The sequence below is a fragment of the Kitasatospora sp. NPDC087271 genome (assembly GCF_044744605.1).
Taxonomy (GTDB): Bacteria; Actinomycetota; Actinomycetes; order Streptomycetales; family Streptomycetaceae; genus Kitasatospora.
This window is the reverse complement of sequence record NZ_JBIUYQ010000020.1, coordinates 89,038-103,269: the sequence shown is the minus strand read 5'-3', so window position 1 is coordinate 103,269 and position 14,232 is coordinate 89,038. Positions and strand designations below refer to the sequence as shown.

Annotated in this window: 8 protein-coding genes; 2 read left to right on the top strand and 6 right to left on the bottom strand. The window is 75.3% G+C overall.

The annotated features are described in order from the left end of the window. Window positions 1-52 precede the first annotated feature (52 nt). From ACIO9K_RS28360 to ACIO9K_RS28345, 4 genes are all read right to left on the bottom strand, one after another. Window positions 53-1,042, bottom strand: a complete 990-nt coding sequence (locus ACIO9K_RS28360) for a phospholipase (protein WP_363617409.1) — start codon at window positions 1,040-1,042, stop codon at window positions 53-55. Window positions 1,043-1,176: 134 nt separating this feature from the next. Next, entirely contained in the window at window positions 1,177-1,767 is a 591-nt protein-coding gene (locus ACIO9K_RS28355) for a hypothetical protein (RefSeq protein WP_400334238.1), read from the bottom strand. A gap of 129 nt (window positions 1,768-1,896) precedes the next feature. Then, window positions 1,897-2,781, bottom strand: a complete 885-nt coding sequence (locus ACIO9K_RS28350; RefSeq protein WP_363589478.1) for an alkaline phosphatase family protein — start codon at window positions 2,779-2,781, stop codon at window positions 1,897-1,899. A gap of 66 nt (window positions 2,782-2,847) precedes the next feature. Then, complete coding sequence (locus tag ACIO9K_RS28345; RefSeq protein ID WP_363630465.1) at window positions 2,848-3,846, bottom strand: phospholipase D-like domain-containing protein; 999 nt, start codon at window positions 3,844-3,846, stop codon at window positions 2,848-2,850. Window positions 3,847-4,096: 250 nt separating this feature from the next. Between ACIO9K_RS28345 and ACIO9K_RS28340 the strand changes: the two genes are divergently transcribed. Next, window positions 4,097-5,362, top strand: coding sequence for a serine hydrolase domain-containing protein (locus ACIO9K_RS28340; RefSeq protein ID WP_400334235.1), 1,266 nt, complete (start codon window positions 4,097-4,099; stop codon window positions 5,360-5,362). Window positions 5,363-5,450: 88 nt separating this feature from the next. On the opposite strand, the gene ACIO9K_RS28335 is transcribed toward ACIO9K_RS28340, so the two are convergent. Both ACIO9K_RS28335 and ACIO9K_RS28330 read right to left on the bottom strand, forming a co-directional pair. Then, window positions 5,451-7,856, bottom strand: a complete 2,406-nt coding sequence (locus ACIO9K_RS28335) for an ATP-binding protein (RefSeq protein ID WP_400334232.1) — start codon at window positions 7,854-7,856, stop codon at window positions 5,451-5,453. Between the two features lie 352 nt (window positions 7,857-8,208). After that, window positions 8,209-10,977 carry a BTAD domain-containing putative transcriptional regulator gene (locus ACIO9K_RS28330; RefSeq protein ID WP_400334229.1) on the bottom strand — a complete coding sequence of 923 codons (2,769 nt, stop codon included), beginning with the start codon at window positions 10,975-10,977 and terminating at the stop codon, window positions 8,209-8,211. A gap of 350 nt (window positions 10,978-11,327) precedes the next feature. Here ACIO9K_RS28330 and ACIO9K_RS28325 point away from each other — a divergent pair, with 350 nt between their 5' ends. Continuing rightward, on the top strand, window positions 11,328-14,147 hold the full coding sequence (locus ACIO9K_RS28325; RefSeq protein ID WP_400334226.1) for a BTAD domain-containing putative transcriptional regulator: 2,820 nt from the start codon (window positions 11,328-11,330) through the stop codon (window positions 14,145-14,147). Window positions 14,148-14,232 lie beyond the last annotated feature (85 nt).

The following is a 14,232-nucleotide window of genomic DNA, read 5'->3' as shown; positions in this document are numbered from 1 at the left end:
AGCGGAACAGGCCCAGCGGACGGGCCCCACGGAACAGCCCTGGCGGAAAGGCCTAGCGGAACAGGCGGTCGCCGCTGTTGGCCATGCGGTGGGTGCCGCTGTGGCGGTTCACCCAGTCACGGACGAGGTTGATGGCATTGGCGCACTGCCAGCTGTTGTCGTACTCGCGCACGCCGGTGAAGGCGCCGTAGCCCGCGATGATGCCGTCCACACCCGCATCGCCGAGCAGCTTGTCGACGTACCACGGGTCGTTGTAGGTGGTCGTCCAGGACAGCGTGGCCGCGAGCCGCCCGGCGGCGCGGTCCCCGGCCCCCTTCTTCAGCTCCGCACACGTGTTGTACGTGGCCTCCGTGCAGTTGCCGAAGCCCTTGGTGATGTCGGAGTCGCCGTAGTCCATCGCGCGGTGACCGGCCGGGAATCCGGAACCGGACCGGTTGAAGGCGCCCTGGACCTGGTCGCGGGTGCCGGTGGACGTGATGCCCTCCAGCGGGCCGAGCCTGCCTTCCAGGCTCTGCCAGCCCCTGCCGCCGACGTCCGGGGTGTTGCCGCCGTGGTACTCGAAGAAGCCGTAGAGGACCTGGATCCCGGCGGCCGTCAGCCGCTGCGCCTTGTCCCGCAGTCCGGCGACGCTGCACGTGCGGTTGGGCTGCTCCCCGCAGTAGTTCGGGTCCTTGATGTCCAGCCAGACCAGCGACAGCCGGCGTCCGGCGTTGGCGTTGGAGAGGATGCGGTCGATCATGCTGTCGAAGCTGGGGCCCAGGCGGTTCTCACCGGCCGAGGAACAGTCGTGGTAGGCGCGCCATTCGTTCGGGTTCCACCAGGCGCAGACGTCGATCTCGATGGCGTTGGCGCCGTGGCCGAGCGCGGCGTCCACCCCGTCCAGGGTGTCGACCCGGTGCGCGATGGCGTAGATCGCGTGACGCGAATCGGCCGCCGCCGCAGGGGTCGTACCGAGCGCGGTGAGGCCGACGATCCCGCACAGTGCCGCCAGCAGCGCCAGCGCCTTCCGCGCGCCGGTGCCATGCCTGAGGTGAGTGGTCAAGAAACGTACTCCTCGATGTCGGCGCCCTGAAGCCGTCGCTGATGGACGGCCGCCCCCGATCCAGGACTGGTCATGTCCGCCTCAGTCTGACACTGGTTCGTGGCCGGTACGGGGCGAACCGCGCAAATCCTCCGCTAAAGTCCGTCGCGCGAGGCCAACTCGGCCCGGAGCGCGGACACATGCTCGTCGGCGGACTCGTGCGGCAGGAACTCGACCGGGTCCAGGAAGCGGAACAGCACCCGGCTCTCGGTGACGGCGAACTCGTAGTCGCCGAACCCGACCACCGCCCCCGTGCCGCCCCGCACCGCCCCGCGGACGGCGGCCACCGTCAGCTCGTCCACTCCGCCGGGCGCCGTCGCCCGGCGCCTGGCGTTCGGCCGGGCCAGGTACGGGCACACCATCGCCGCGTAGAGCATGCAGGCCCGGTGACCGGGCCCCTCCATCGTCGGCGCGAGGTTGCGGTACGGCCGCCCCTCGGCGAGCGCGGCGGCGATCGCCGCGCTCTCCGCCGCTCCGACCACGCGCCACACGGGGCCCCGGGCCATGAACCCCCCGCACACCGAACAGAGGCGCTCCAGCGCGCAGTTCGCGCTGCGCTCGTGGTCGGTCAACGCGAACTGCGGCTCGCCGCCCCGCCACGGCGTGACCGCCGGCACCGGATAGCCCCGGACGTCCCGGGGCCGCTCCCCCACCCGCTCCGGCATCGGCACCGCATCGAATCGCACGCTCCCATCCTCGCCGCCCCCCGCGCCGCTGTCGACCTCCGACGCGGCGGCCGCCCCGCGCGGCGGGCGCGGGGCGGCCGGTGGTCCGGGTGCGGCTCCCGGTGGATCGTCCGAGCGGCGGGCCAGGACCTAGTTCCAGATGCCGGTGATGTCACCGGCGTTGGCCGCGTTGCCCGCGTGGGTGGTGGCGCCGGCGAGGTCCTCCAGGGTCCGCAGCACGTTGTAGTGGTTGTAGGTCGCGGCGGAGGTGCTGCCGGGGGTCACGTGGGCGCCGTAGAAGACGGTCGGGATGCGGTTGCCCGCGAGCCGGTTGTCCTCGTCGAAGGTGACCACGAGCAGGCTGTTGTGACTCTTGGCCCAGGTGGCGTAGGCGCCGAGGTTGTTCTTGATCCAGGTGTCGCCGGTGCCGACCGAGCAGTCGTGCATGTCGCTGCAGAGGTTCGGCACGACGAAGGAGACGTTCGGCAGGGTGGTGTAGTCGGTCGGGAACTGGGCGAAGGTCCTGGCCGAGTTCAGCGGGACGTTGCCGAAGCCGAACCAGGGGTTGTGCTTCTGCGCGTACTTGCCGCTGCTGCACGCGGTGCTGCCCTGGGCGGGCAGGGTCTCGTTGTAACTGGCCCAGGTCCTGCCGGCGGCGGTGACCTCGGAGGCCAGGTTGGGGCCCTGGAGGGCACCGACGGAGACGCAGCTGTCGTCCGTGACGCCCTGGGTGGAGCCGGAGAACAGGGCGTAGTAGTTCGGCTGGCTGGGGTGGGTGATGCCGAACGACTGGGTGAGGTTGGCGCCGCCGGTGGCCAGGGAGTTGAGGTAGGGGGCGCTGCTGCTGCCGACGACCTGGTTGTAGGCGTGGTTCTCCATCACCACGACGACGATGTGGTCGGGCGCGGGCAGGGCGGCGGCCTGCGCGGTGGAGGCGGTGGCGGCCCAGAGCCCGGCGGAGGCCGCGACCAGGGCTGCCACCGAGCCGAGGGCGGTGGCGGTGCGACGGGAGCCGGGCTTGGTGGACGAAGTCATGACAATTCCTCGGGTAGGGAGCGGCCCGGGCGCGGACGCTCGATCAGGCCCGCGCGACGAACCGTTCTAGTACGGCGTGCCGTTGGCGAAGTCGCGGGCGACGGTGGACTCGACGGTGGTCAGCACGCCGGGGTCGGTGGTGATCAGGCCCAGCTCGCGGTTGTTGTTCAGCGAGTTGTCGGAGAAGTTCTCCGAACCGGCGAACACCTTGGCCGAGGGCGTGCCGTAGTCGGCGACGATCGCCTTGGCGTGGATGTACAGGCCCGTGGTCGAGGAGTAGGTGACCACCTGGCCGCCGGCCGTGACCACCTGGTCGAAGTAGCTGCTGTAGGACGAGGGGTTCATGCCCACCACCCGCACGGTGACGCCCCGGCCGGCGGCCGCGGCGACCGCGTCCACCAGGGCCTGGTCACCGAACTCCAGCTGCTCCAGGTCCAGCGTGTGCTGCGCGCCGTTGATCAGGTCCAGCAGGCGGGCCTGCGAGTCGGTGGGCGACCAGACCAGGTTGTCGCCGTCGGAGGGGGTGATCGAGGTCTGGGCGTAGTCGGCGGCGAAGACCTGCTCGATCGCGGCGACGTCGTTGGCGTCGGTGTCGACGACGCCGTAGTCGCGGCTGCTGGAGTAGTAGGTGGAGTCCAGGTTCCCGGTCAGGATCAGGGACTTGGCGCCGTCCACGGTGACGGTCTTCTGGTGGGTGTAGACGAACGCGGAGGAGGAGTACGTCACCCCGACGCCGGCGGCCCGCAGGGCCGAGTAGGCGGCGCCGTTGACCGAGGTGTGCCGGCCGTCGAGGATCACCCGGACGGTGAGGCCGGCCCGCTGGCGGCCGATCAGGGCGTTGACGGCGGTGGTGTCGCGCAGCTCGTACATGGTCACGTCGACCGAGCGGGTGGCCGAGTTGATGAGGTCGTAGACGACGCCGTGGTCCCGGTCCGGGAACACGATCGGCGTGTACGTGGCGGCGGTGGCGGCGGTGGCGGCCTGGGCGGTGCCGGACAGCGGTATCAGGCCGGCGGCGGCGAGCAGCAGCGCGCCGGCCCGGCGCGCGGAGGTGGCCAGGGGCATGCGGAACTCCACGATCGATGAGGGGGAAGGCCTGGGCGAAGGTGCGGGAGCACGCGCGAGGCGCCCGAACAGCATCGGGTGGATCGGTCGACGCGGGTAGACGACAGCAGGTAAAACCTTGACCCCGGGTCGGGAAACGGATGGTGCGGCCGATCGGGTTCACTTTGCCAGCCGCACGCCCCTCCGGTGATAGTGGATCTTCGAGGACGTGGCCGGACGCCGCGTCAGCCGAGTGAGAGAACAGAGGATCATGGCGAAGATCAGCCTTCTGCGTCCGCTCGCGGTGGCGGCCGCGGGTGTCGTCCTGCTGGCGACCGGAGCCGCGCACGCCGTGGCCGCCGACCAGGGCACCACCGGGGCACCCACCCCGGACACGGCCGCGGTGCGCGCCGCCCTCCAGGCGACCACCGACGCGGGCGCCCCGGGCGCGTTCGCGGTGATCCGCGACCACGGCGACGCCGAGTCCACCCGGTCGCTGGCCGTCGGCAAGGCCGATCTGGACGGCACCCCGATGAACTCCTCGTGGAGGTTCCGGATCGGCAGCAACAGCAAGATGTTCAACGCCGTTCTCGTGATGCAGCTGGCGGAGCAGGGCCTGATCGACCTCGACAAGCCGCTGCGCGACTACCTGCCGGCCGGCACCCTGCCGGACACCTGGACCATGACGGGCCGCCAGGTCATGGAGCACCGCGCCGGGATCTACGACCACACCAACGACCTGCTGGAGCAGGCCGGTGAGGAGACCACCAGCGCCTTCGAGGCGCGCATCCGCACCAACGTGTACGCGCCGCGCGACCTGGTGGCGATGTCCGTCAAGCACGGCCAGCAGTACACGCCCGGGAGCCGGTACTCCTACTCCAACACCGACTTCGTCCTGATGGGCCTCGCGGTCGAGCACCTCACCGGCCGCCCCTACGAGGACGTCCTGCGCGAGCGGATCATCGAGCCGCTGGGCCTGAACAAGACCTCCTTCGTCGTGCCCGACCAGGACATCCAGGGCGCGCACGTCACCGGTTACCTCACCAACGACGACCGCACCAAGCCGCTGCTGGACTCCACCGCGCAGACCGGCTCCTGGGTGTGGACGGCCGGCGCGGTCATCTCCGACGCCGCGGACCTCGACCACTTCCTCACCGCGCTGATGGCGGGCAGCTCCGGCGGGCTGGTCTCGGACGACTCGCTGAAGCAGATGACGGCCGCCCTGGCCACCCCCACCGCCAAGATCAGCTACGGCCTCGGGCTGCGCCGCATCTCGCTGTCCTGCGGTGACGTGTACGGCCACGGCGGCATCGTCCAGGGCTTCCAGACCCAGTCGTTCGCCACCCCGGACGGCAAGCGCTCCGTCGTCGTGTTCGCCAACGCCTCCAACAACGGCTCCGTGACGCAGGGCCTGATGAACGCGCTGGAGCCGGCCTTCTGCGGCAAGAAGCCGACCGTCGCGCCGCGGACCTCGTTCGCCCCGAGCGCCTTCGCCGAGAACCACACGCTGCCGGTGGTCGAGGACACCCGGATCTGACCGTCCCGCACAGTCCGCCGCTCACGCGCCCGCACGGCCCACCCGCTGTGCGGGCGTGCGCGTTTCGCCCGCCACCGGGCTTCCCGCCTCACCCCGTCCGGCGCCGCCCCTGCCGGGGGCCGTCCGCGCTGAGGTCGGTCAGCGCCTCGGTGAGGAGTTCGCGGGCCTCCTCGGCGCGGCCCTGCTCGATCAGGGCGGTGCCGAGCTCGGTGAGGGTCTTGGTCATGCTGTCCGGCCGGCCGATCTCCGCGTAGTGGGTCAGGGCCTGCCGGTAGGCCTTCTCGGCGGCCGGCCAGCGCCCCAGCGCGGCGCGGTCCAGGCCGAGTTCGTGTGCCGTCATGGCCGCCGCCAGGTGCATCAGCGGCGAGGACCAGCGCTCCACCAGTTCCAACGCGCCGGCCAGCGCGCGCCGGCGGGACTCCACCGCCTCCTCGGCCCGGCCCGAGTCGCGCAGGCAGTTGGCCGCGCCGCGCAGCGTGACCAGCCGGCCGATCCAGCCGGAGCGGCTGTTGACGGCGGCGAAGGTGTCCGCGGCCCGGTGGTAGGCGTCGATGGCCTCCCGGTGCCGGTGCAGGTGCCGAAGGCCCGCCGCGAGGTAGGTCAGCGCCCAGCCCTCCTGCTCGCGGGCGCCGATCCGGCGGGCCAGTTCCAGCCCCTCGTTGGCCAGGTCGATGCCGCGCTGGTAGCGGTGCAGGCAGGTGACGTACGTCCACGCCAGGTAGTTGACGTGGACGGCCTCGGCCAGCTGGTCGCCGCAGGCGCGGGCCGCGTCGACCGACAGTTGGAAGACCTCGGCCCAGATGTCCCAGCTCAGCAGCCGGTCGGAGAACCAGTGCATGGCCTCGGCGGTGTCGATCACCTCCCGGTGCCGGCCGGCGGCGAAGGCCTGGTGGAGGGCGGCCAGCCACTCCGGGTGCTCCTCCTCCAGCCAGCGCGCCGCCTCGGTGAGCGGCACCGGGGGGCCGGTCCGGTCCGCGTCGGCGTCGGGATCGGTGTCGGGGTCCGCCGTCGCGTGGTCCGGGTCGAACCGGAGGCCGTACTCGGCGGCCCGGTTCAGCAGCCAGTCACCGGCCCTGGCCCGGGCCCACGCCACCGCCTCGGGGCCCTCGTCGGCGCCGAGCCGCTCGCCCGCGTAGAGCCGGACCAGGTCGTGCAGCCGATAGCGCTCCGGGGTGGCGAGTTGCACCAGCCCGGCGTCGATCAGTTGCTCCAGGACGAGTTCGGTCCGGCCGACCGGCAGGCCCGCGTAGGCGGCGGCGACGGCGGCGGTGAAGTCGTGCCCGGCGGTCAGTGCGGAGCGGCGCAGCACCAGCTGGGATTCGGCCGGCAGCCGCCGGTAGGACAGCGCGAAGGCCGGTCGGACGGCCAGGTCTCCGGTCTCCAGCAAGTCCAACCGGTGCTCCTCGGCGGCCAGTTGGCGCACCAGATGGCTGACCGGCTGCTGCGGGCGGGCCACCAGCCGCTGCCCGGCGATGCGCAGCGCGAGCGGCAGGTAGCCGCAGAGCCGGGCCAGTTCGGCGGTGGCGTCGGGCGCCGCGTCGATCCGCTCGCGGCCGGCGATCCGGGCCAGCAGGTCGGCGGCCTCGCCCGGGGCCAGGGCGTCCAGCCGCAGGCGGAGCACCGACTCCAGTCCGGGCAGGGTGTTGCGGCTGGTCACCAGGGTCACGGCGGGCCCGGAGCCGGGCAGCAGCGGGCGCACCTGGCTCTCGTCGGCGGCGTTGTCCAGGACCAGGACGAGCCGGCGCTCGCGCACCAGGGCCCGGTAGAGGCCCGCCCGTTCCTCCGTCCCGGCGGGCACCGCGTTGTCGGCGACGCCCAGGGCGCGCAGCACCTGGCCGAGCGCGTCGCGGGCGGAGAGCGGGGTGGCGGCCATGCCGCCGAGGTCGAGCGAGAGCTGCCCGTCGGGGAAGAAGGGGGCCAGGGTGTGGGCGGCGTGCAGGGCGAAGGCGGTCTTGCCCAGGCCGGGCTGACCGCTGATCAGCACCACCCGGGGGTGGGCGGGTCGGTCGTCCTCGGCCAGCTCGGCCAGCAGGGCGAGGGCGTTCTCGCGGGCGGTGAAGTCGGCGATGTCGCGGGGCAGCGCGAGGGCGCCCGGCACGAGCGGGGCGGGGGGCGCGGCGTCCCCGGTCTCGGCGTCCCCGGTCTCGGCCGGTCCGGCGGGGGCCGGGGCGGGGGCGGCCGGCCCGCGGGTGGGGGCGGCGGCCGGCACCGGCCTGGTCCCCCGGGGGCGGCCGCACTGAGCGGCGCGGTCCAGCGCGACGGTTTGCGGGGCGTCCAGGCCCAGCGTCTCGGCCAGGGCCCGGACGGTGCGCCGCTGCGGCCCGCGGGTGCGGCCGCGCTCCATGTCACCGACGGCGCGCAGACTGACGCCGGCCGCCGCGGCGAGCTCCTCCTGGGTCAGGCCCGCCGCCACCCGGTGCCCGGCCAGCAGGCGGCCGAAGTCACCGGCCCCCTCGGACTCCGTGCCCGCTCCCGTGCCGCTCACAGCCGTCATGTCCCGCCCCTGCTAGCGCCGTTACTTCTGCCAGGCGTTGTGCCTGATCGACCGTCCCAGGCAGAAGTATGCCCGGGCAGAAGTATGCCTCGCACCCAGCCCTTTCCCAGCATCGAGCGCCCAGCTCAGGCGCCGGGCACCCCGGTGCGGGCCGCGGCGTCCCACCTGCTGGTGGGACGGCCGTGCGTGCTGGTTCTGCCCATAGTTCCGCCTGTAGTTGTGCCGATCGGACGGGACGAACGGGATGGGCGGGACGGGCAGGATGGGCAGGACGAGCGGGACGGGCGGGACGGGCGGGACGGGCGGGACGGGCGGGGCAGGGCTGCTGCTGCGGCGGCGGGGCGGCGCACCGTCAGCGCTCCCCCGCCGCCAGGGCCCGGGCCGCCTGCCGTCTGGCGACGGCGCCCTCGGTGGTGCGACCCAGTTCGCACAGCAGGTCAGCCAGCAGGCCGTGGGTGCGGGACTCCAGTCCGGTGTCGCCGACCGTACGGCCCAGGGCGACGGCGAGTCGGGCCGTGGACAGGGCGGCGTCGCGGCGGCCGAGCGCGTGCAGGGCGCGGGCCCGGCTCTGGGTGGCGAGGACGGCCTCGGCGCCGGAGCGGGTGGTGGCGACCCGGACGGCCTCGTCGGCGTGGACCAGGGCCGGGCCGGGGGAGCCGGCCAGGACCAGCGCGTCGGCGAGGTCGGTGAGCGCGCGGACGAGCAGGCCGCCGACGGCCGGGGTACGGGCGGCGCTCACCAGGTCGGTCATCAGCGGCAGGGCCTGGTCGTAGCGGCCGGCCCGCAGCAGCGCACCGGCCACCCGGGCACGGCATTGGTGGCGCAGCAGTTGGTCGCCGGCCCGGTCTGCGGCGGCCACGGCCCGTTCCAGTTGCTGGACGGCGGTGCGATGGGCGGCGCGGTCGACGTGCAGGACGGCGAGGTCGGTGGCCAGCCGGGCGACGGCCGCCTGGTCCGCGCAGCTGTGGGCGGCGCGCAGGCCGGCCTCGGTGACGGCACGCCAGTGCGTCCGGTCGTGGCCGGTGGTCTCGTACAGCAGGCCTATCCGGTGGGCGAGTTGCCAGGATTCGGCGGTCCGGCCGAACTGCTCGGCGCAGACCACCACCGCGCGCAGGGCGCTCTCCTCCCGGCGGAACCAGGCGGCCGCCTCCGCCGGGGCCGCGCCGCCGCCCTCGGGCGTCCAGGCGGCGCTGGTGCAGCCGCCGGTGGTCCAGGCCGCGGTGACCGCGAGGTAGTGGGCGATCAGCCGGTCGAGGGCGACGAACCGGTCGTCGCAGGTGAGTTCGGCGGCCTGCCCGGCCGCGAAGCGCCGGACCAGCTCGCGCCGGGCGTAGCGGCCGGGCGTGGTCTCCTCCAGCAGGTGGACGGCGTCGAGGCGGGTCAGCAGGGTGCGGGTGGCGGCGGGCGGCAGGTCGGCGAGCGCGGCGGCGGTGGCGGTGTCGATCACCGCGCCGGGGTGCAGGCCGAGCAGGGTGAACAGCCGGGCGGGGGCGGGCGGCAGGGTCCGGTAGGTGTGGTCCAGCGCGGTGGTGACACCGATCGGGCCGCGGTCGGTGCCGGCCAGGGTGGCGAGGCCGGTCTGCTCGTCGGCGAGTTCCGCGGCCAGGTCGCCCAGGGTCCAGCCGGGGCGGGCGGCCAGCCGGGCGGCGGCCAGCCGCAGGGCGAGCGGCAGGTGGTCGCAGGCCGCGGCGAGGTCGGCGGCCGCCTGCGGTTCGGCGGCGACCCGGGCCGGGCCGAGGGTCCGGGCGAGCAGTTCGGCCGCGTCCTCGGCGCCGAGGACGCCCAGCGGGAGCGGGATGCCGCCGTCGCGGACCAGCAGGTCGCGCAGCCGGCTGCGGCTGGTGACGACGACGACGGGGGTGCCGCGGGTGCCTGCGTCCCCGTCCCCGGCCCCGTCCCCGTCCGGGCCGTCCCCCGGCGGGGGCGGGTCGGGCAGCAGCGGGGCGAGCTGCTCGTACGAGCGCGCGTCGTCCAGCACGATCAGCAGCCGGCGGCCGGCCAGCAGTTCCCGGTAGCGCTGCTCCCGCTCCTCGGGCGAGGCGGGCAGGGCGCCCGCCGGCTCGCCGAGGGCGAGCAGGAACCCGGCCAGCACGTCGGCGGGTTCGCGGGGCCCGGCCGGGTCGAAGCCGCCCAGCTCGGCGTGCAGGACTCCGTCGGGGAAGTGCCCGGTGGACCGCTGCACCCAGTGCTGGACCAGGCTGGTCTTGCCGACCCCGGCCGGTCCGGTGACCAGGATCGGGTGGCCGGACCGGACGGCGGCGGCCAGGGCCTCGTCGAGCCGGGCGAATTCGGCCGACCGGCCGGTGAACCTGCGGTCCGGCGCACCACGCCTCGGAAGCCGGGCGGGTCTGGGCGGCGCGTCCCGCTCGGGGCCGTCCGCCGACCGTTCACCGGCGTGGCGCAGCTCCGGACCGGGCGGGCCGGAGAGCCGGGCCACCGCCCGGTCGTACCAGGCCGCCGCCTCGTCCCGGCGGCCGGCCTGGTCGAGGCAGCGGACCAGCCGGGCGACCAGCGTCTGCCGGGTCGGGTGGGCGGCCGCCGCCTCGGCCAGCTCGGCGGCCAGCTCGCCGCCGCGGCCGGCCCCGAGCAGGCCCTCGGCGAGCCGGTCCAGGGCGCGCAGCCGCAGGTCGGTGACGTGCGGCAGGGTGCGCTCGCGCAGCAGGACGGACCCGCAGTCGACGAGGGCCGGGCCGCGGAACAGGTCCAGGGCGGCGCGCAGCAGGGGCACGGCCGGATCGTGCGGCTCGGGCTCGGTGCTCCCGGCGGGCGCGGCCGGGGCGGGCCGCAGCACGCCCGCCCGGTCGCAGAGCCCGCGGAAGTGCAGCAGGTCCACCCGGTCGGGGTCGCCGGCCAGCAGGTAGCCGGCGCCGCGGGTGCCCAGGGTGAGCCCGGGGCAGTCGAGCAGTTGGCGCAGGGCCGCGACGTGCCCCTGGAGCGCGGCGCGGGCGGTGGGGGGCGCGTCGCCGTCCCAGACCAGCTCGATCAGCTCGTCGGTGCCGACGGTCTGGTTGAGCCGGATGGCGAGGGTGCTCAGCAGCGCCCGGCGTTTGGGGGCCGAGGGTGTGACCGTCGTCCCGTCGTCCCGTCGTACGGCGACCGGCCCGAGCAGGTCGATGTGCATGCGGCCCTCTCCTCCCCTGTCGCCGATCGGATCCGCCGCCGACGACAACCTCCGGCGTCTTCCCGGCGTCGTCAGAGGATAGGCCTGGTCCGATCACGTGCACGCGGCCGGATGGGGTCTGCTCGGATCTGGTGGATCTTGTCGGGTCGGACCCGGACCCGGCAAGATCCGCAGGGCCCGGCATCGACGTCCGTTCCGCCGGGCGCCGCCACCCGGCGGCGCCCGGGGAGTGGGCGATCTGGCGCGAACAGGACACTTCAGGGCACTACACTGCTCCACCCCGGGGCACGCCCCGGATGTCAATGGGGCGGGGGGACGCCCTGGCCGTCGTGGGTGAAGTGGGGGTACTGGTGCGGATTCGGCTCCTCGGCCCGGTGGAGCTGCGGGCCGGGGCGGACGGCTTCGCCTCGCTGCCGGGGGCGCAGCGCAGGGCGATCCTGGCGCTGCTCGCGTTGCGGCTGGGCCGGGTGGTCGGGGTGGACGGCTTCTGCGAGCTGCTGTGGGGCGAGCGGCCGCCGGCCAGCGCCCGGGCCGCCCTACAGGGGCACGTGGCGGCGCTGCGCAAGGCGATCGCCGACACCCCGTTCGTGCTGCACACCCGCTCGTCCGGCTACCTGCTGTCCGGTCCGGCCGAGGAGGTGGACGCGCTGCGCTTCGAGGTGCTGACCGACCGGGCCGCCGAACAGGCCGGACTCGGCTGCGACACGGCGGACGCGCAGGCGATCGCGCTGCTGGAGCAGGCGTTGCGGCTGTGGCGCGGCGAGGCCCTGGCCGACCTGCCCGACACCGCCGTGCGCGCGGCGGTGGTCGACCAGCTGGAGCAGGCCCGCACCGCCGCCGTGCTCAGCTGGGCCGGGCTGCGGCTGCGCCAGGGCAGCGGGGTGGCGGCGGTGCCGGCCCTGGAGCAGCACGTGCGGACCGACGGGCTGCGCGAGGAGCTGGTGGCGCTGCTGATGCGCTGTCTGCACCAGGCCGGGCGGCCGGCGGACGCGCTGTCCGCCTACCACCAGGCCCGGGTGCGGCTGGACCGCGAGCTGGGGATCCGGCCCGGCCCGGCGCTCCAGGCGGCGCTCGCCGAGGTGCTGTCCGGGGGCCGGGCCGAGCAGCCGGCCCCGGCCCGCTCGGCGACCCCTCCGGCCGCGCCGCGGGTTCCCCGTCAACTCCCGCGCCGCCCGGTCGACTTCGTCGGCCGGGACAGCGAGGGCTGCTGGCTGGACGGCGAGTGCGGCCCGGACCGCGCCGGTGACGGCCTGGCCGTGGTGGTCGGACCGGCCGGGGCCGGCAAGAGCGCGCTGGTCACCGCCTGGGCGCACCGCCGCGCCCCGCACTTCCCGGACGGGCAGCTGTTCGCCGACCTGCGGGGCCTCGACCCGGCCGGCCCGGCCGACCCGGAGGCCGCCCTCGGCGGCTTCCTGCGGGCCCTCGGGGTCTCCGAGGGCGCCGTCCCCGAGGACCGGAACGACCGGGCCGCGCTCTACCGCGACCGGACCAGGGGGCGGCGCCTGCTGGTGGTCCTGGACGACGCCGCCGATGCCGACCAGGTCGCCGACCTGCTGCCGCAGGGGCCCGGCTGCGCCGCCGTGGTGACCAGCCGCGGCTCGCTGGAGGGGCTGGTGGCCGCCGACGGTGCGGCCCTGCTGCGCCTGCCCCCGCTGCCCCAGGACGACTCCCTGCGGCTGCTGGAGCGCGCGCTCGGCCCCGACCGGCTGCGGGCCGAACCGGCCGCCGCCGCCGAACTGGCCGGGCTCTGCGACCACCTGCCGCTGGCGCTGCGGATCGCCGCGGCCCGGCTGGCCACCCGCCCGGACTGGACGATCGCCGAACTGGTCGCCGAACTCGCCGACGAGCAGACCAGACTGCCCGTCCTGGACGCCGACGGCGCGACCGGCGTCACCACCGAGCTCCTCCTGACGTACCGCCGCCTCTCCCCCGGCGCCGCCGAACTGCTCACCCTCCTGGCCGCCCACCCGGGCCGGGAGGTGGACACCCTGACCAGTGCGGCCGTGCTCGGCGCCGACCCGGCCACCGCCCGCCGGTCGCTCGGCGAACTCGCCGCCCACCACCTGCTCACCGGTGCGGCGCCCGGGCGCTACGGCCGCGCCGAGCTGGTCCGGCTGTTCAGCGCCGGGCTGCTCGCCGAGCAGCCCGAGCCGCGCCGGCGCCTCGCCCGGGAGCGGCTGCTGGACTACTACCAGGCGGCGCTGCGGCAGGGCGGCGAGTTCATCGAGCCGGGCCAGGACGGTTTCGACGCGCTCGTCCACCCGCCGCGGGCCCTGCCGCCGGCCGACGGCATCCGCGCCGCACTGGACTGGTTCCAGGCCGAGGAGCCCGCGATCCGCGCGCTGATCACCGGCACCGCCGACGACCCGGACCGGGTCTGGCGGCTGGCCCAGGCCGCCGGCCCGCTGTACTACGGCTCCAGCCGGTTCACCGACTGGCTGGGCTGCCTGCGCGCGGGCGTCCGGGCGGCCGAGCGGTGCGGCGACGAGCTGGCCGCCGCCCAGTTGCACGGCGCCCGGGCGAACGCGCTGCTCGGGCTGGAACGCCGTCAGGAGGCGGCCGAGGCCGCGCGCCGGGCGGTGGCCGCCGGCGAGGCCGCGACCGGGCCCGCGGGCCGCGCCGCGTACGCCCGCGCGCTCGCCACCCAGTCGCTGATCACCGCGATCCTGGGCAGCGCGACCGAGGCCGCCCGGCTGGCGTCCGGCTCGGCCGCGCTGGCCGTGGAGTCCGGCGACCCCCGGCCGCTGGCCGTCGCCCTGGTCCACCACAGCTGGGTGAGCCTGCTGGCCGGGGACCGGCAGGGTGCGCTGCGGCAGGCCCGGGAGGCCAGGGAGCTGCTGCCCGCCCGCCCGGTCACCTCGATCCACCTGTGGTCGATGCTGACCGAGGCGCACACCCTGCCCCCGCACGGGCGCAGCGAGACCGTCGACCTGGCCTGGCACCGGCTGCTGGCCGGCTGCGAGGAAGCGGGCCTGCTCTACCTCCAGGCCATCGCCGAACAGTCGCACGCCGCCTACCTGCTGAGCCGGGGCCGCGAACTGGAGGCCCTGGACCGGCTGCGCTCGGCGCTCGACCGCTTCCGCAGCCACGACCGACTGGCCGGGGTGCAGAGCGAGTTCACCACCAGCCTGGAGGAGTCCCTGAGCTCGCGCGCGCCACACCGGCGCTGACCGGCTCCCCGTGGCGGCCACCCGGTGACCGGGTGGCCGCCACCGGGGGGCGGGGAGCAGTCAGGAGTGTTAGGTGAGCGGGGGT